Origin of the sequence: Bacillus cereus group sp. RP32 (assembly GCF_040459735.1) — a bacterium.
Taxonomy (GTDB): domain Bacteria; phylum Bacillota; class Bacilli; order Bacillales; family Bacillaceae_G; genus Bacillus_A; species Bacillus_A wiedmannii.
The window spans coordinates 156,799-174,645 of the sequence record NZ_JARVHO010000002.1 but is presented as its reverse complement, the minus strand read 5'-3'; the positions used below and the strand labels follow the sequence as shown (position 1 = coordinate 174,645).

The following is a 17,847-nucleotide window of genomic DNA, read 5'->3' as shown; positions in this document are numbered from 1 at the left end:
CTCCTAATATCAATATCTAAATATTAGCATACCATGAGATTCCTTGCTGGATATGGAGTGAAGATGCCAATTAGGGCATCTTCACTCCATATCCGTAATCTTTTCCAGTAAATAATGCAGTAGGTCTATCTTTTAATTTTATCTAACTTCTCAAAAAAATTAGATTGATCATTAATAGTACTCGCATCACCAAATAGCCAATTTTTATTGATTATAAACGATGGTTGTCTTCTCTAAGTAGGATGTTATGAAAAAACTGCTGGGAAGTCCTATATTAAAGAGTGTCTAGCATTTTCTATAACTAAGACCTAATAATATATAGACTACTTCTAAAGGAGAAAAGTTAATAAGTGACAGAATTGAAATAAAATTAGAAAAAATATCAATGCAGTGGTAGAATATGGTTGGTTAACCTATAGATGTATAATCAATAAATCTAGTATTAAAGGGGAATTAATTTGGGTAATAGGAATAAAGGAATGAAAATTTATTTTCAAAGGTTAGTAGCTGTAAGTGTATGTTTTTTGTTAGTTTTTCTGGGGAGCAATTATTCAAAAGCCGAAACTGTTACACCTATAACATTAAATCCTAAAGATGTAGAAGCATTTACCAATAAAGTAATTCCAGAGAAAATGAAAAAAGAAAAAGCAGCTGGTGTAGCTCTTGTCGTTGTAAAGGATAATCAAATTTTATTTCAAAAGGGATTCGGATTTTCCGATAAAGAAAAGAGTACTCCCATTGATCCTAAAAAAACAGTTTTTCGATTAGCGTCAATATCAAAAGTTTTTACTGCTAGCGCTGTCATGCAGTTAGTTGAACAAGGTAAAATTGACATAAATAAAGATATAGTAAATTATATGGGGGGATTAAAGTATCAAAATAAAATGGGTGAACCAGTTACAATGGAACATTTACTTACCCATACAACAGGGTTTGATTACGTAGATCCTAGACCAGAGGATATCCATTATCAAGAGAATGATTATACTATGCTTAAAGATTATGTAGAAGATAATATGCCCACAGTAGTGAGAAAGCCAGGAGATACATATACATATGATAATTTTGCTTCTATGCTTCAAGGGTATATTGTTCAAAGTCTGACAAACACACCTTTTTACAAATATATGGCCAAGAATATTTTTTACCCTTTAGAAATGCATAATAGCAGTTTTGTTATGACTAATTTTATTAAAGAAAAGCTTGCAACAGGATATGATGCTAAAGGTAATGCCATTCCATTTTATCAAACAAGACCAACAGATATGCCACAAGGGAGTATGTTTTCTACAGGAAGTGATGTAGCCAATTTTATGATTGCTCAATTGAATGATGGTAAATATAAAAATAACCAAATACTACAAAAAGAAACTGTAGAAGATATGCAAAAAACAAAATTTGCTTTACATCCCAAATACCCTAATATGACATACGGATTTGAGTTCTTTTCACAGCAAAGTCATAATGGGCAATATGTGTTTGGGAAAGGTGGAAATATACCAGGTTTTTCATCTTTAATGTGGTTAATTCCTGAGCATAAAATTGGAGTTTTTGTAGTTACAAATAAAGATAGTTCAGCACTACCTGTTGAAGTATTTGATGATTTTATGAATGAATATTTCCCAGATAAGACAAAGCCTGAATATTTAAACCCTACTGAAGAAGAATTAAAGAAATTTGAAGGGGTTTACCGTGATTTGAGATTAAAAAACCTAGTGTCACATGTGAACATAAGTGAAGGAAAGTTATATGTAACTGATAAGGTTTATGGTAAACAGGAGCTAAAACAAATAGACCCTTTACTATTTGAGGATGAAAAAGGGAATTATATGGCATTTAAACTTCACAAAGATGGTACTGTGAAAGAAATGATACATTGGAACTCTGGCAGCTCAGCGTTAAAGTTAAGTGAGCCTGAGAGATTTAAAGACGTAGATGAAAATCATCCATATGCTAAGTTTATAGATCCCTTGCATCAATACGAGGTATTACAAGCCAATAAGGAGGGGAATTTCACTCCAGAATCTTCTCTTACACGAGCAGAATTTGTTTATTGGTTATCTCAAATTGCTTACTTTGCACCACCTTCAAAAAAAGAACCAGTGTTTACTGATGTGAAAAATCATCCGTATGCACCACATATTCAAAAGTTATATGAAATTGGTATTTTATATGAAAAAAAAGGAGAACAATTCCATCCAGACCGTGCAATTACTAGACAAGAAGCAGCATGGATTACTTGGCAGTATTTAAAAATGTTAGGAGCGCCATCTGCAGATGCAACATTAAAGGGAGACACTGATGATTGGGCAATAGAATCCGTGAAAAACATTGTAGGTCATCGTTTAGTAGGGCCTGAGGTTATATATAATGAAGATGGATCAGCAGATTATCTATCAAAACAAAGTATGAAACGGCAAGAAGCTGCTGCATTGTTATTTTACGTTTTGTTATCTAGTTAATTTGTTTTGAGGTAAATTTCACAAAAAGAAAACATCTAAAGAGCTTGAAATAATACACAGAAAAAGAATAGTCTTTGACCAATGATTTATCGTAACAAACAGGGGTGAATGAGTTATAACCATGCTCCAAATCTTAAGTAGAGCTGGTAATAGAATGATTTCTTAAATGTTTTGTAAGGTAAGGAGCTCCTATCAGGGGAGCTTTTTTTATTTTATTATTAATAATTTCATATACCGTAATTATTAATAATAAAATAAAAATCTACAACAAGGGGATTCAGTCCATGCCCATCAACTTAAGTTTTTAATGTCCCCCCAAAACGATAAAAATAAACTTGGTTGCCATAAAAGACATCACGTTTTTATTCTGAAAGCATTATAAAAGTTTAACCTAATGATTATATAGAAGGTACCGATTATTAGGGAAATTATACAATAAGATGTCCGGAGATAATATAGTTGTTTAATTTACATTATCAAGACCTAAATCAAAAAAGTCATAAAAAATAAGGAGTGATACATATTAGTCATTGACTAATATGTATCACTCCTTTACTTCTTGCTCCACAATCGCACCCGATTCTGGAAAATTTAAAAAACGTTTATTTTTCTTTTAACATTGAATACTTTCGATAAGTTTTATAGAAATTGATACCAAAAAAAACAAACAGAAGTGTGGAAGACAACTTCAAAAGGACAAATGGAGTTTCAAATAAAAATGCCTTCCAAAATAATGAACCTTTCATACTCCAAAGACCTTCATGATATAATCCCGAATCCTTGTAAAACATATAAGAATAAGCTAAACACAGCATAACCAACCAAAATGAATAATTCATTAATTTTTTATAATGATTATCCTTTGATTGGCGATCCGAGAAGATTTCATTTTGATCATCATCTTCTTTTTGCCAATACCGTATTCCACTAAGCCAGGGCCCTTTTATATAGTTCCAACCGAAATCCTCATATATCCCTTTGTATTCAACCAACTTTTTCTTAGGTAAATAATCTTGATAATCAAGTCGTATAACATATCTCTTGTCAGTTTTTTCGAAAGTGTATATTCCTAATCCACTAATATTTGTACAACGATAGCCTTTTTGTAATTGCTCGTTCAGCCATTGCTCCTCTTTTTCAATATCAAAAAACATCTTACTAAATTTCTTCATTCGATTCACTTCCTTCGTACAGGGATAAAATATGCAATAACCTGTTTTGTTCCATTTTCAAAATAGCGCTTCCTTCTGCAGTTATCATATAAACTTTTCTCCGACCGGACTCTCCAACAGGTTCAATCCAACCATGCTTATTCAAGTTTTCAATCGCACCGTATAATGTACCAGCTGCTAAAATAACAGTACCGTTACTTATCTTTTCTATCTTCTGCATTACGGCATAGCCATGGAGTGGCTCACGCATGGCTAATAAAATATAATGCATGGTTTCAGACAACGGTAATAATTTATGTTTCATACACTCACCCTTTATTCAGTTTGACTATATAGTTCAACTTAATAATAACTTAATACAGTTCAACTGAATAGTCAACAACATTTTCAAAATTAGTCAAAGGAACTTAAAGTGAAAAGCTTGATAACAAGGGGGAAATCAATCGAAAAAGTCACTTTCCTTACGTAAGGGAAGGCGACTTTTTGTGTAGTCTTATTCAATTAAATGGTCGATTGTTTAATAATAAATTCCTTATAAACTAGAACTTTTTATAAACCTCTGCATAAGCAACTTTCAATTGCTTACGTAATTTTTTATTTTCTTCTTCTAACTTCTTATTCTTACGTTTAAGCGATTCAATAAGAGCTTCCTTATTGTTATCGTTCATTTTACGTTTTATTTGTTGTTGAGTTAAGGATTGCGATTGTTGCTGACGTAATGTCTCGATTCGTTCCCTAAGGTCGGAATGGTTATATAATGTTGCCTTAGCTACACCAGCTTCACTTGCAACGCTATTAAAATTAATGTTCTCATTAGCTCTTACGAGCCTTTTAATAGCCTCATCGACCTTTATATAGGTCTTCTCTTTTCTTTCTTGATGAAGCTGTTTTAAATGCTCTTTACGGTTATAATTAACTATTCGAAACACCTTGCTTTCTTTTTATCCGATCTAATCTTCCGAAAATAATATTACCTTGTTTTAAAGTTTGATAAAGTTGATTTGTATAGGGATATCCCTCGAAATATAAGGTGATAAAATTTCTAACCATTGACACATATATATGACTAATGTAACATATATATTACAAAGGAAATAAATGTATTGGAGGCTTCTAATATGCTTACCAAAGTAAAGCGAATTCGACTTGAAAAAGGTATGACACAGGGGGAATTAGCAAAATTAACAAATGTAAGTAGACAGACAATCGGTCTAATAGAAAAAGGTGAATACAATCCATCTTTGAAATTATGTATCGAGATATGTAAAGGTTTAGGTGTTACATTAAATGATTTATTTTGGGAGGAAGATTAATGTCTAAGCTATTAAAATTTTATCTTTTTGGTAAGGGTACTTCTGTTGATGAACGAGAACAAAATACAGCATTTGAAATAATGGCGAACGCTGGAATGTTATCTAGCATTATCTGTTTTGGAGCTATAATATATGATGTAATTTTAAATAAAGAAGTGACATCACTTGGTACGCTATCCTTAATTATCCTTTTAATAACATCATGTTATATATTTATAATGATGCGCATAAAAAAAGTATACTTACGTTATGCAAGTAATAAAACATTAATACGAAATTCGATAATTTCAGGCTTTATGTTCTATGTTTTATATACTTTGTTACCGCATTTATCTGGAGAACCTATTACTATGAGAGACCTTACTGGCAACATTATATGGGGGGTACTTTTCGGTTTATGTATGTATGGATTTGGTAAATATAATCATAACAAAGCTGAAGAAGATGAATTATAATAAAAAATTATCTTTATTGATGTAGCGACTAATCCCATTACTTAATAGTCGGTGCCTGCTATATATTAGGTTAAGCTTTCAGAATGGAAACGTGAAGTCTTTTATGGCAACCAAGTTTATTTTCATCGTTGTGGCGGGACCCTCAATGGAGTTATTTGGGATATAAACAGAAATATGAAGGTTTTATTTATGTATATCTCTGATGTGAAAATTTTGAATTACAGAGGCTTCTTGGAATTTGATGTAATTTTCGAAAAACAATTTAATGTTTGAAGGTGCTATATGTTACATGATAACATATAGATAATTTAATTAAGGCGGTGGAACATTATTGGAATCAGATGGTGAATCGGATAGTTGGCTGAACAACCTCAATTTTCTCAGAGTCCCCCTAATAATTATGAGAATTTAAGTTATATACAATAATATTTTAGGGTGTATACAACAAACAGTATTAAGGGAATGAGAAAAATCAATCAGGAGGTGGATCCTTTAGTTTCAAGGAAGCTAAGGGAATTAGTTGAACATATTAAATTTAATCATGGTAGTGGTTTTAATCGCTTTTACAGCATTTTTCATCGCAATAGAATTTGCTATAGTAAAAGTAAGAGGATCAAAGATTGACCAATTTGTATTAGAAGGAAAGAAGGGGACGCTGGCGGCTAAAAAAGTGACCACAAGCCTGGATGAATATTTGTCAGCTTGCCAATTGGGGATTACATTGACAGCGATGGGACTAGGTGCGCTAGGTGAACCAACCATTGAAAGACTTTTACACCCTTTATTTGATAAATGGAATATCAATCCTTCCATTACAAGTTTCTTATCTTTAGGAATTGCCTTTATTATCATGACGTACTTACATGTTGTAGTAGGAGAATTAGCACCAAAAACATTCGCGATTCAAAAGGCTGAAAAGATTACTTTATTACTTTCGCCTCCGCTTATTGGGTTCTACAAAATCATGTACCCATTTATACGATTGTTAAATGGCTCTGCAAGGATGATAACCGGACTCTTTGGCTTAAAACCAGCATCAGAGAACGGAAATTATAGGGCTACATGTAGATAATTCTTTAGCAAATCAGATAAATATAATTCGTCATGAAAAGTACACACGTTATCCTGTATTTGGAGAAGATAAAGATGAAATCATTGGGATGGTGAATGTGAAAGACTTCTTTATTCGTTACATGAATAAAGAAACTAAAGAATCCGATTCAATCTACTCGTATACACGTCCAGTAATAGAAGCGATTGAAAGTATTCCGATACATGATCTTTTACTGCAAATGCAAAAGAAGCGTATTCCATTAGCTGTATTATATGATGAATATGGCGGTACAGCTGGTATTGTAACCATTGAGGATATTTTAGAAGAAATTGTAGGAGAAATCCGTGATGAATATGACGAAGATGAACGTCCGCCCATTCAGCAAATGAATGAACAGCATTTCGTAGTAGAAGGTAAGGTACTCATTAGTGAATTAAATGATTTGCTAGGATTACATATGAATGATGAGGATGTTGACACGATTGGTGGTTGGATTATGCTGCAGAATTATGATATCCAAGAAGGACAGACAATAAAAAGTGAAGAATATGAATTTAAGGTTCTTTCTAAAGATGCCTATCAAATCAAAAGTGTCGAAATAAAAAAAGAAATTGAGCAAGCAGCAACTGTATAGTTGCTGCTTTTTATTTGTGGCGAAGTTATGGTTCTTAAATTTACAAGAAAGAGTTGTAGGAGAAGATAACGTATTTATATGTCTTTTTAACTATTTCGGGGTCACTATACATCTCCACCATCTTAAAAAATTGTTTGTCCTCCAAAACGAAAAAATGAACTTAATTCTCATAAATATATCTATAGAGAAAAAATTTTCGTTTTGGGGGTATTTGCATTTTTTAGCTTGATGGGCATGTGGCGGTACCCCTATATACACTATAATATTAGTAATTCTTTTTATTGTTTATATTTTGTTATTTCCTGTTGCAGAATCCTTATTATAAGGATTCTTTTTTTATATCAAAAATCTACAAAGAAAAAGATAAGATCGGGAACACAATCTTATCTTTAGCACAAGGAGTAAACAAAAGGAATAACCATCATATTTTTATAATACCCCAATTTTTATTAATTTTGAATATTAATACCATAATTATTAAGTATATCTATATTGTGAAATTTATTACAAAATTAGCTGTAAATGATTCAAAACTCCAAAGTAAACTTTTACCCAAAAGTTTACTTTCTATCAAACAAGAAAGATTAGAATGCCATGTGTATGGAAAACTCATTGCCATTTTTATCTGCTCTTCCAAGATGTTTAAGATGCGCCAACTTCTGTTACGAAAGCACAAAAGAGAACTAAGTGAATATAAAGCAATTGGGATGATCCAAGATCATCTATCTCTGTTCTATCAAGCGATACAGAAAAACACCCAAGAAATAGCAAAGATTTTACTCCGTCTGTTTACCCTACTAAAGAAAAATGGACGGAAATCTCATCGATATGAGAAGAAAACTATTTTTGATATTATGGGTGTTATCTATGAGTATAGTGGATATAGAAATCAAAAGAAAGCTGCATAAGTGAAAAAATGAAACCCGTTAGGGTTTATTTTGTATGCTCATTTTTAAGAGGATTATACTGTTTAAAAGTTTGTTCATTTCAATTAATGAAAAACCGTGGAGTTTCTATCCTTAAGTTGATGGGTATGTATGGTGACCCCTATAAGAATATTTTGCGACTTTTAATGTAATGTAAAATTAGTAAGGAGCTTATCGAGGAATTACATTTGAAATTACTTTCTATAGCATACTTACATCAAAATAATTTAAGGTCTAAAGGTAGTTATGGAGAGTCTGTTCGTCTTAAATATTTAAAACATTCCATAAATACAGTTGGAAACAAGTTGTAGGAATGTTAAAATGAGATATAAAAATGAAAGGATTTTGTGAAATATAAAATCCTTTCATTTTTTTCTTACTTAAGTGTGTAACTTTTTAAATAAAGTTTTACATAAAAATATTAAAATTTTTTCAGGTCAATATTTGAATTTATATGAATCTGAATGTAAGGAAGGTTTTGGGGATAATATGAGAAAAAATCAAAGCTTAAAACGTTTAGGGGTCACGGCATTAACTATGGGATTATTAGGTGTTGGGGTTCTCCCAAGTAATTCTTATGCAGATGAAGTGAATATAACTAAAGTACAATCAAAGTCGTCTAACAAAACTAAAGAAGGAAGAGTATTAAGTTATAATGATGCCGTAGAAAGTAATGAATTTCTGACTGATAAGGAAGTCAAATCAATTAATCTATCTGCTTTAAATGCTATATATAAAGAAGTGAAAAACATTGCTGACAGCAAATCTGAAGAAGAATTAAATCAAATTGTGGCGGAAAAGATTAAAAATAATCCATCAGTATCATTTCGCTCCGCATATTCACTTCAAATACCTGGCTTTGGAACATTGACTGATGCTGAGGTTGATTTAGCCAAGAAAAATCCATTTGAATTTGTAACTTATGGGGCTTGTTCCGTTTTAGCAAAGACAACTTCAGAGAAATATTACAGCAACTCAACACTTTATCAAGGAAATGGTGATGCTTTTAGGCACTCTTTTTGGAATGCAGCTCTTGCTAAAGAATTAGGTACTATTAAAGGTCGTGATGTTGGTGTTGCAAGAGCAAAAGTTTGGACAGATGCCCATGAGCAATATTCTAGTGGGGTTGATAAGGAAATGGACCTATATAATAATGAAGTTGGTAGAACGATTGCTTACAACAATTATTCCTGGAGTATTACTCAATATAGTAGTCACATAAGGAATGAAGTTGCAAATGGTTCCATGGTTAGAATTGTTGAAGACAAACTAGTTAGAACAAATGGCTATCTTTAATAAAATATCTCAAAAAAAGAAGTTATATTATATAAATGTGCTTTTTTCTTTACTTTTTTGTTTCGTATAAGACAGAATCAATATAATATAAGAGATTCCATATAAAAAAACACCCTATAGAAAATGAAAAAATTCATTCTATAGGGTATTTTAATATAAAGAGAGATTAATCGGAATCAGTGAAATTCGACAATAGAAGGGCGGTGATTATTTACTCTAAAAACAAATAACAAGTTCGCGCGAAATACCAATTTTACGCACAATAATGCAATTATAAAAAAATCAAATACAGTATCTAGGAATTTCAAGCTAAGTGCATGAATCTTAGTATATTTTTTATACGCAATATAATTCATATTTTGTATAAGAATAATCAAATGCTGAATTACTCATAACCAATTTTTATAGTGAATTACATTTTAATTTATAAGGGCTCTTCTTGTGTTGATCTAACTAACTCCTGATTAACCTTGATTAAATTAACCAATTCACATTTTATGAAGACTTTTAAACTGTTTACATGTATTCATTTTGTTAGAATTAATATTTGAAAATCATTTTATTTTATATATATAATTTTTATAGCCAAATATGAATTTATCACTTGGTTATCTATAACTTTTATTAGAATAATTACACTTTCCCATTTAATTTCGAGTGAATTTTAGTATTTCGTAATTTAATTATGTAAATAAGTTCGTGTAAAAATTGAATTTAACGCGAACTTGTGTTCGTGTATTTTTTCTGTTATAGTATATATGAGGTGATTTTTATGGATTACAGCAAGCAACGTCAAAAATCAGTACATCGTAAGAAATTATACGAGAATTTAAATGAAATGCCCTTTTACATAGAAGAATTTGTGGAGTACAAAGAATTGCATGATGCCTCTCCCTCCACCCTACTGAATTATGTATATGATTTTAGAGTTTTCTTTAATTGGCTATTATCTGAACAAATTATTGAATTTAAGCCCATTAAAGACATATCCTTCTCTGATTTGGAGAATTTAAAGAAAAAAGATGTTGAGAACTTTATGAGGTTTTTAAAACTACAACAAAATATGCAGAATTCCTCTGTTAACAGAAAAATTTCAGCCTTAAAGTCTTTATTTAAGTACCTTACCTCCCTATCAGAGAATGATGATGGAGAATGTTATTTTTATAGAAATGTAATGGCTAAAATTGAAATACATAAAGATAAAGAAACATTAAATGCCCGTGCAAAACGTATGAGATCTAAAATATTTCATAATGATGACGATCAAGAGTTTTTGAATTACATTAAGTACGAACATGAAAAATCTTTAACAAAACATCAGTTGTTCTATTTCCTAAGAGATAAAGATCGTGATGTAGCTATTCTTTCTCTCTTTCTTGGTAGTGGTATTCGTGTAAGTGAATTGGCCGATCTTCGTATGGAAGATATAAACTTAAAAGAAAGGCTAATTGATGTAATACGAAAAGGAAACAAAGAAGATTCTGTATGGATTACCCCAATTGCATTGAATGATCTTGAAAATTATATGGAAATTAGAGATAAAAAATATGCTCCAGGGAAAGAATTAAAAAATGTATTCTTATCGAAGTATAAACATACTGCACAGCCTCTTTCAGTTAGGGCTATCCAAGATATAGTAGAAAAATATACTAAGGCCTTTGGTAAAAGAATGTCTCCTCATAAATTAAGACATACATTGGCAAATAAGTTATATATGGAAGAAAAAGACTCGTTACAAGTGATGCAGCAACTTGGGCATACTAGCCAAGATACGGCCTTATTATACACACAGCTTGGAGAAACAACTATTAAAGATAGCTTAGGCAGAATAGGAAAGAATAAATAATAAAAGCTCAGCAATTTTACATTGCTGAGCTTTTATTATTTTCCCTATACTAGGGTTAAAATGATATTTATTATTCGTTTCACATTTGATTTTATTATGTAAAAAATATATAGTTTGAAATCTACATTAATTGGAATATAAAAACTCTCTCTTAGTAGATATAAATAAAAATTTTAGATTTCTACAATTGTTGTTTACGTTAAATCAGAATTTAACGAACACTTGAGGGGATGTGAGTTAAACCCCCCTCCTATTGTACTGTACAAAGACATGAAACTCTAAACTATTTAGACAAGAAAGTCTAAACTAAAATTTTTTTAGATTTATATAATATCCACTTAATCTAATGTTAAACCATATAAATAATTTCGAAAGGATATAATTTATTTAAGAAAAATCCCCAAAATTCTTATTTTAGGGGATTTAATGTATTATACGTATAAACGTTTCAACACTTGTTTCATTTCTGGTTTGATATTAATACTTGAACGGATTTCTTTTGCTTTTTGTTCCGCTTCTTTTACATTAGATGCATGCCCTAAGTCTACTAATAATCCAGTTTCAACCGTACCTGTACGATTACGTTCACCGGAACAATGGAAAAATACTTTCTTATCTTGTTCAACAGCTTCTTTGACAGCTGCAATTGCAGTTTTTACTGACTCATCTTGTCCCTCTACACCTTCTGCAATCGGATAAGTATGACGTGTAGTTTCTGCTGAAAATCCTTCTGATTCTTCTCCTCCGGCACATAAATCAAATACCTCAGTGATTCCATGCTTTCTTACTGCTTCTTGTATCGCGTCCACTCCACCGAACTAAGAAAATACCTAACATATCGAATCAAATCAAAAATAGCTCAATAATAAAAATTATCTTAAATGTAGATTTAAATCGTAATATAAAAAATGACTTTTGTTAATTAACAAAAGTCATTTTTTATATTTTATTGATATTTATATTACTCGACATCGAAATTATCTCGCTATTTTATCATGTGCTTTCGAATTTGTTTCCTCATTTAAATTACTGTGTTTCATTGAATATATGAAATATATTAAAGCACCAATTGTTATCCAAATACTGAAGTACACCCATGTTCTTAATGGTAAATTTAGCATTAAAAGTACACAACTTACAATTGAAATGATTGGTAATATAGGTACAAACGGTACCATAAAGCCTCGTTTTAAATTTGGATGCGTCTTACGCAGTATAATAACTGATACACCAACCAATGCGAACGTTACCAAACCGCCAATATTAACTAAATTTGCTAACTCTTTTAAATCAATAAATCCAGCTATTAAAGAGCTTCCTATTCCCGCCAATCCAATTGTAAAAGTTGGTGCTCCAGTCTGTTTATTAATCTTCGCAAGTGATTTTGGTAACAGTCCATCACGACTCATAGCAAAGAATACACGTGTTGCTGCATACATAGTCGAGAAAATAACAGCCATAAGACCGATTACTGCCCCTGCAGCAATTACACCAGCAACTTTATCTTGTCCTACGACTTCCATTACATAAGCCATTGCTTCAGGTACATTTAATTCTTCATAGGAAACCATACCTGTCATAACAAGGCACACTATAACGTAGATAATTGTACATATAATTAACGATACAATAATACCAATGGGAAGATTTCGTTGTGGATCTTTTACTTCTTCTGCCGAAGTTGCTAGTATATCAAACCCCATAAAAGCAAAGAATACGGCTGCTCCACCAGCTAAAACGCCACTTAAACCGTATGGTGTAAATGGTACCCAGTTCTCTGGCTTTACATAGAATACACCAACTACAATAAATAATATAACCATTCCAATTTTAATTAATACCATTATGTTATTGATACGTTTACTTTCCTTCGTACCACGTGATAACATCCATGTAATTATTAATGTAATGACCACCGCTGGTAGATTCATAATACCACCTTGTGATGGAATCGATAACAGTGATTTTGGTAACTCTAACCCCAATCCACTTATTAAATTGTGGAAATATCCTGTCCAACCACTAGCAACCGCTGCTGTAGCTACGATATAAATTGAGAGTAGCGTCCAACCCACTAAATGTGCCACAAACTCACCAATCGTTGCATAAGAGTACGTATATACACTACCTGAAGTCGGAAGTGCAGATGCAATTTCTGCGTAACATAAAGCGATAAGTCCACATACAATTGCTGCAAGTACAAATGAAAAAATAACTGCAGGACCAGCATCTCTTGCTGCTACCAATCCGGTTAACACAAGAACTCCTGTTCCAATTATTGAACCTATCCCTAACATAATTAAATCAAATAGTCCTAATGTTTTCGTTAAGTTCTTACTCTTATTATGCTCTAACAGTTGTGTAACAGATTTCTTTTTTAATAGCTTCCTCATATCCTCTGTGTCCCCTTTAAAAAATAAGGTATGTTCTTCTAATACTTTTTTTATACATAATTTTGTATAGATACTAGCTAATTTAAAACGATTAAATTCTAGTGTTGAGTTATGTGAAAGATTTACCAGCATCTTTTCTCCAAATCTTCATAGGAATCAATTCCATAAACACTGATTCATATGGACACTACCCTGTAAAGTATCGAATGTTCTTCTTTTTCTGAAAATTAATAACTTATTTTTTGTCGTGTTTTGTCGAATTATATGAATTATTCTAATTAAAGGTGTTGTGTTTGTAAAGTATTATTTTTTAGAAATCTCATAAAATAAAAATAGATGCTAGAAACCAGCATCTGATTTTATTTTACCTCGTCTTTATTATCTCTAAGATGAGGCGTTAATTATGTTGGTGTCAATGATACATATTTGTTAGTCCCAATAACCGGTTCTGGTGCAAAGATTGCATTTATTCGAAAGAGGTATATAGATTCCTAATGGAATCTATTCTTATGCAGCCATTCCGAATAGTTGATGAATAAACTTCATTCCATTTTGGACAGACTTGTCCCGTAAAATAAGTTGGCCTTTTTTAATGATATGCATCGCTTCTATTCCTGAAAGAATAGATTTAGCTGTACGAAAAGACTTAAATCCTAACATTGAACGAACTCTCTTTTTAATAAAACGATGATCTTGCTCTACAATGTTATTAAGGTATTTTACCTGCCTTATTTGGATGCCTACAGGCATCTTTTTCTCTTTCTTCAACTCTTCAATCGCTATAGGATAGGCCGGGTTTTTGTCTACTGTAATCACACGGGGCTTTGAAACATGAAAAGACTGCAAAGCTTTCTTGAAAAACGCTTTGCAGCCCTATGATCTCTTGTTTTGCTTAAATGAAAATCAATTGTATTTCCTTTTGAATCAACAGCACGATATAGGTACATCCATTGACCTTTTATTTTGATATATGTTTCATCAACTCTCCACGAGTCATTTGTTGACTTAAGATGATGTCGTACTTTCTCTTCTAGTTGAGGTCCATATTGATGAACCCAGCGCATAATCGTTGTGTGAGCAATTGATAATCCTCTTTCTTCCATCATTTCCACCAGGTTACGAAAGCTCAAATTGTACCGTTGGTACCACCTTACTGTTAATAAGATTAGTTCCGGCTGATAATGATTCCATTTGAACAAATTCTCCTTTTCCATACTGATCACACACCTTTTGTAGAGTAGTACTATCAGTATGTCCAAGTTTAAGAGATTTTTTTCACCAGAACCCGGAATTGTTTCTTCTCCTAATTAAAATGTATCTTTTCCTATAAATTTAAAAAGATATTTATCTGTCCCAGCACTCATAATTCTAAAAGTAGGTACCTCGAAGCATGAACAGCTTACAAATACGTTTGCTTAAATCATGGCTTATAGCATGAATATTATATTATTACTGGTTAAGAAGTATAAAGTTTCTTGTCTCATGGTCAAAAATTTTAGACTTTCTTGTCCTTTTGCCGAGACAAGAAAATTCCTACAAAATTTTTGATAATGGTCATTTATCAATGTTTGTTCATGAGATTTTAGTTTAGAGTTTCATGTCGGGGACTTAGTTGGGACAAGAAAATCTAAACTAAAATTTTTTAGATTTATATAATATCCATTTAACCTAATGTTAAACCAAATAAATAATTTTGAAAGAATATAATGCATTCAAAGAAAAATCCCCAAAAATATGAATTTTTAGGGATTAGATGTATCATACGTATAAACGGTTTAACACTTGTTTCATTTCTGGTTTGATATTAATGCTTGAACGGATTTCTTTTGCTTTTTGTTCAGCTTCTTCCACGTTAGATGCATGCCCTAATTCTACTAACAATCCTGTAGCAACTGTACCTGTACGATTACGTCCACCAGAACAATGGAAAAACACTTTTTTATCTTGTTCAACAGCTTCCTTGACCGCTGCAATTGCGTTTCTTACTGATTCATCTTGTCCTTCTGCACCTTCTACGATTGGATAAGCATGACGCTTAGTTCCAGCAGGAAACCCTTCTGGCTCTTCTCCTCCAGCACGTAAATCAAACACCTCTGTAACCCCATGTTTTTTTACTGCTTCTTGTATAGCGTCTACTCCACCAATATATACTTTTCCTTTTACGAGTTCGTGATAGTTAGTCATGTTTGCTATTCTCCTTCAATTATTACTTAGCAGCAGTTAGATCCACCACTGATAACAAGTCCTGCGCCTTGTTGGTCTTCTACATAGTCTAATGTTAAAGTATTAACGATTTCTGCTACCTTTGGATCCATTGCGACTTGAACACCGTTTACTGTTTCTGTGATATCACTTTCTTCTGCTTCGCCTAAATTAATACCGTAGCTAGGACCACAGCATCCAGCACCATCAAATGTAAAACGTAATGTTGTAACACCGTTTTCTTTCATTGCAGTTTCAATAAACTCTTTTGCTTTATCTGTAATATTCATTTTTATTTCTCCCCTTCACAATAACTAATTAAAATGTTTTATTTTACTAACTCTTTAAGCTTCTCATACCCTACAATATCTTCCGACTGCCAAGGGATGATAACACAGTTATTTTGTGATTCCTTTTGCACTTCTTGAATCCACTGTATTTCGGACTGCGCTCTTCCTCTTAACACGAAGTCACTTGTATGTGTTGCGTAAAAACTTTGATTGATAACCCACCATTTCGGAGTAATATCCGCACGTTTTAAGTCTTCTTGTAGACGGCTTGCTTCATGAACTGGTGTTGCTTCTGCAAGTGTTACAATTACAACGCTTGTTTCTTCTGGATTACGCAAACGTGGTAATAAATTTTTCACAGACTGTGGTACTTCACCCGTAGAACGTGCAATTTCCTTATGATACGTTTGTGCTGCATCTAGTAACAATAATGTATGACCTGTTGGTGCTGTATCAATTACTACAATTTCATCATTCGCTCTTTCAACAATATCGGCCAAAGCACGAAAGACTGCAATCTCTTCCGTACAAGGAGAACGTAAGTCCTCTTCAAGATACGCTAAACCTTCTTCATCAACTGTATCTTTTGCTTGCTCTATGACTTCCTTACGATAGTTTTCAACTTCTACTTTTGGATCAATTCGACTTATCGTAATATTTCCTTGTTCTCCATGCATGACATAATCAATATGTGCTGCGGGATCAGTTGTAGTTAGGTGTACATGGTGTCCTTTTTCCGCCAGACCTACTGCAATTGCTGAAGCTACCGTAGTCTTTCCGACACCACCTTTTCCCATTGTAAAAATAACTCGTTTTCCTGATTCTGAAAGATTAGTAATCAATGTCTGAAGTGAAGGAATAGAGACAGTATTTGTTTCTTCACCCGAAATCGAGAGATTCTCCATTGGTTGAACCAGTTTTCTCATATTTTCTATCCCAGTAACATTAAACGGTACTAATGGAATTTCATAAGTAGGAAGATTTTTTAATGCTTCTGCCATGTTTTCTAACGCGCGTGATTGTCTCTTAAACAGTGCATTTGAGACATTATCATTTTGCATATAGCCTTTCAAAATCCCATTTACAAGTAGAAATTGATTACTAACACCAATTTCTTTTAATTCATGTGCTGCTCGTTCTGCTTCTTGTAATGGAGAACTATCTGGTCGTGTAACAAGTAATAACATCGTTTGGTTCGGATTAGATAGCGCCTGAACCGTTTGACTATATAACTCTTTTTTATCACCAAGTCCTGCTAATGGTCCTAAACAAGAAGCCCCATGAGTACTTTCTTCCAGGAAACCACTCCAAGCCGTAGGAAGTTGAAGAAGACGTAACGTATGACCTGTTGGTGCTGTATCAAATATAATGTGATCGAATTTTGATGTTAATTCTTTATTCGTAAGTAACGTAGAGAATTCATCAAATGCAGCCATTTCTACTGTGCAAGCACCAGATAATTGCTCTTCCATCGTTGCAATAACAGCATCAGGGAGCTTTCCACGGTATGGACCAACAACACGTTCTTTATATTCATGTGCTGCTGTTTCAGGATCTAAGTTTGCTACTTGTAGATTCGGAACACTTGGAATTTCTTTCGGTTTATTCGTAAGTTCTATTTCGAACACATCTTGTAAATTAGAAGCTGGGTCAGTACTTATTAATAAAACTTGTTTCCCCATATCAGCTAATGTAATAGCTGTTGCACATGCAGTAGATGTTTTTCCTACTCCGCCTTTACCAGTAAAGAATAAAAATGGTGTGAATACTATTGTGTTTGGGTTATATAAGTTTGTCATTGCCT

The 17,847-nt window shown here is 32.5% G+C and carries 13 protein-coding genes and 4 pseudogenes; 7 read left to right on the top strand and 10 right to left on the bottom strand.

Translation table 11 applies throughout. From position 1 onward, the window contains the following. Nucleotides 1-97 precede the first annotated feature (97 nt). Nucleotides 98-206 (bottom strand): annotated as a pseudogene (locus tag QCI46_RS28310) (NTD biosynthesis operon regulator NtdR); the annotation flags it as partial. Between the two features lie 273 nt (nt 207-479). Here QCI46_RS28310 and QCI46_RS28305 point away from each other — a divergent pair. After that, the gene (locus tag QCI46_RS28305; RefSeq protein WP_353842119.1) at nt 480-2,462 is read left to right on the top strand and encodes a serine hydrolase domain-containing protein; all 1,983 of its coding nucleotides are present in this window, start codon (nt 480-482) and stop codon (nt 2,460-2,462) included. A gap of 602 nt (nt 2,463-3,064) precedes the next feature. Here the strand turns inward: QCI46_RS28305 and QCI46_RS28300 are convergent. The 3 genes from QCI46_RS28300 to QCI46_RS28290 form a co-directional block, all read right to left on the bottom strand. Further along, complete coding sequence (locus QCI46_RS28300; RefSeq protein WP_000714572.1) at nt 3,065-3,634, bottom strand: DUF2812 domain-containing protein; 570 nt, start codon at nt 3,632-3,634, stop codon at nt 3,065-3,067. Then, nucleotides 3,621-3,938 (bottom strand): PadR family transcriptional regulator, encoded by a 318-nt coding sequence (locus QCI46_RS28295; protein ID WP_017151361.1) that lies wholly within the window; start codon nt 3,936-3,938, stop codon nt 3,621-3,623. The genes QCI46_RS28300 and QCI46_RS28295 overlap by 14 nt, the downstream gene beginning before the upstream one ends. A gap of 235 nt (nt 3,939-4,173) precedes the next feature. Beyond that, the gene (locus tag QCI46_RS28290; RefSeq protein WP_098134184.1) at nt 4,174-4,554 is read right to left on the bottom strand and encodes a DUF6262 family protein; all 381 of its coding nucleotides are present in this window, start codon (nt 4,552-4,554) and stop codon (nt 4,174-4,176) included. 198 nt (nt 4,555-4,752) lie between these two features. On the opposite strand from QCI46_RS28290, the gene QCI46_RS28285 reads away from it, so the two are divergent. The 6 genes and pseudogenes from QCI46_RS28285 to xerS all read left to right on the top strand — a co-directional run bounded on the left by QCI46_RS28285 (nt 4,753) and on the right by xerS (nt 11,158). Next, nucleotides 4,753-4,947: a helix-turn-helix transcriptional regulator gene (locus QCI46_RS28285; RefSeq protein WP_040118743.1), complete on the top strand. Its 195-nt coding sequence runs from the start codon at nt 4,753-4,755 to the stop codon at nt 4,945-4,947. Further along, nucleotides 4,947-5,402 (top strand): hypothetical protein, encoded by a 456-nt coding sequence (locus QCI46_RS28280; protein WP_353842015.1) that lies wholly within the window; start codon nt 4,947-4,949, stop codon nt 5,400-5,402. Before QCI46_RS28285 ends, QCI46_RS28280 begins: the two co-directional genes overlap by 1 nt. Before the next feature lie 541 nt (nt 5,403-5,943). Further along, nucleotides 5,944-7,090, top strand: a pseudogene (locus QCI46_RS28275) (hemolysin family protein). A 566-nt stretch (nt 7,091-7,656) separates the two neighbouring features. Next, nucleotides 7,657-7,998: pseudogene (locus tag QCI46_RS28270) on the top strand (IS4 family transposase); the annotation flags it as partial. A 507-nt stretch (nt 7,999-8,505) separates the two neighbouring features. Next, nucleotides 8,506-9,312, top strand: coding sequence for a DUF6973 domain-containing protein (locus QCI46_RS28265; protein WP_353842014.1), 807 nt, complete (start codon nt 8,506-8,508; stop codon nt 9,310-9,312). Nucleotides 9,313-10,084: 772 nt separating this feature from the next. Further along, on the top strand, nt 10,085-11,158 hold the full coding sequence (gene xerS / locus QCI46_RS28260) for a tyrosine recombinase XerS (protein WP_002169382.1): 1,074 nt from the start codon (nt 10,085-10,087) through the stop codon (nt 11,156-11,158). Between the two features lie 431 nt (nt 11,159-11,589). Here the strand turns inward: xerS and QCI46_RS28255 are convergent, their stop codons facing one another. From QCI46_RS28255 to arsA, 6 genes and pseudogenes are all read right to left on the bottom strand, one after another. Beyond that, nucleotides 11,590-11,967, bottom strand: a complete 378-nt coding sequence (locus tag QCI46_RS28255; protein WP_353842013.1) for a protein-tyrosine phosphatase family protein — start codon at nt 11,965-11,967, stop codon at nt 11,590-11,592. Nucleotides 11,968-12,135: 168 nt separating this feature from the next. Beyond that, complete coding sequence (locus QCI46_RS28250) at nt 12,136-13,551, bottom strand: amino acid permease (RefSeq protein ID WP_353842012.1); 1,416 nt, start codon at nt 13,549-13,551, stop codon at nt 12,136-12,138. A 507-nt stretch (nt 13,552-14,058) separates the two neighbouring features. Then, nucleotides 14,059-14,765: pseudogene (locus QCI46_RS28245) on the bottom strand (IS6 family transposase). A 544-nt stretch (nt 14,766-15,309) separates the two neighbouring features. Beyond that, nucleotides 15,310-15,735 (bottom strand): protein-tyrosine phosphatase family protein, encoded by a 426-nt coding sequence (locus tag QCI46_RS28240; RefSeq protein WP_353842011.1) that lies wholly within the window; start codon nt 15,733-15,735, stop codon nt 15,310-15,312. A 26-nt stretch (nt 15,736-15,761) separates the two neighbouring features. Then, nucleotides 15,762-16,043: a HesB/IscA family protein gene (locus tag QCI46_RS28235; protein WP_330939464.1), complete on the bottom strand. Its 282-nt coding sequence runs from the start codon at nt 16,041-16,043 to the stop codon at nt 15,762-15,764. A 38-nt stretch (nt 16,044-16,081) separates the two neighbouring features. Next, nucleotides 16,082-17,842 carry an arsenical pump-driving ATPase gene (gene arsA / locus QCI46_RS28230; protein ID WP_353842010.1) on the bottom strand — a complete coding sequence of 587 codons (1,761 nt, stop codon included), beginning with the start codon at nt 17,840-17,842 and terminating at the stop codon, nt 16,082-16,084. Between the last annotated feature and the right edge of the window lie 5 nt (nt 17,843-17,847).

What these genes read in the sequence shown, in the direction of transcription:
- QCI46_RS28305 (WP_353842119.1), top strand. Translation starts at nt 480, where the DNA reads ATGAAAATTTATTTTCAAAGGTTAGTAGCTGTAAGTGTATGTTTTTTG.
- QCI46_RS28300 (WP_000714572.1), bottom strand. Translation starts at nt 3,634, where the DNA reads ATGAAGAAATTTAGTAAGATGTTTTTTGATATTGAAAAAGAGGAGCAA.
- QCI46_RS28295 (WP_017151361.1), bottom strand. Translation starts at nt 3,938, where the DNA reads ATGAAACATAAATTATTACCGTTGTCTGAAACCATGCATTATATTTTA.
- QCI46_RS28285 (WP_040118743.1), top strand. Translation starts at nt 4,753, where the DNA reads ATGCTTACCAAAGTAAAGCGAATTCGACTTGAAAAAGGTATGACACAG.
- QCI46_RS28280 (WP_353842015.1), top strand. Translation starts at nt 4,947, where the DNA reads ATGTCTAAGCTATTAAAATTTTATCTTTTTGGTAAGGGTACTTCTGTT.
- QCI46_RS28265 (WP_353842014.1), top strand. Translation starts at nt 8,506, where the DNA reads ATGAGAAAAAATCAAAGCTTAAAACGTTTAGGGGTCACGGCATTAACT.
- xerS (WP_002169382.1), top strand. Translation starts at nt 10,085, where the DNA reads ATGGATTACAGCAAGCAACGTCAAAAATCAGTACATCGTAAGAAATTA.
- QCI46_RS28250 (WP_353842012.1), bottom strand. Translation starts at nt 13,551, where the DNA reads ATGAGGAAGCTATTAAAAAAGAAATCTGTTACACAACTGTTAGAGCAT.
- QCI46_RS28240 (WP_353842011.1), bottom strand. Translation starts at nt 15,735, where the DNA reads ATGACTAACTATCACGAACTCGTAAAAGGAAAAGTATATATTGGTGGA.
- QCI46_RS28235 (WP_330939464.1), bottom strand. Translation starts at nt 16,043, where the DNA reads ATGAATATTACAGATAAAGCAAAAGAGTTTATTGAAACTGCAATGAAA.
- arsA (WP_353842010.1), bottom strand. Translation starts at nt 17,842, where the DNA reads ATGACAAACTTATATAACCCAAACACAATAGTATTCACACCATTTTTA.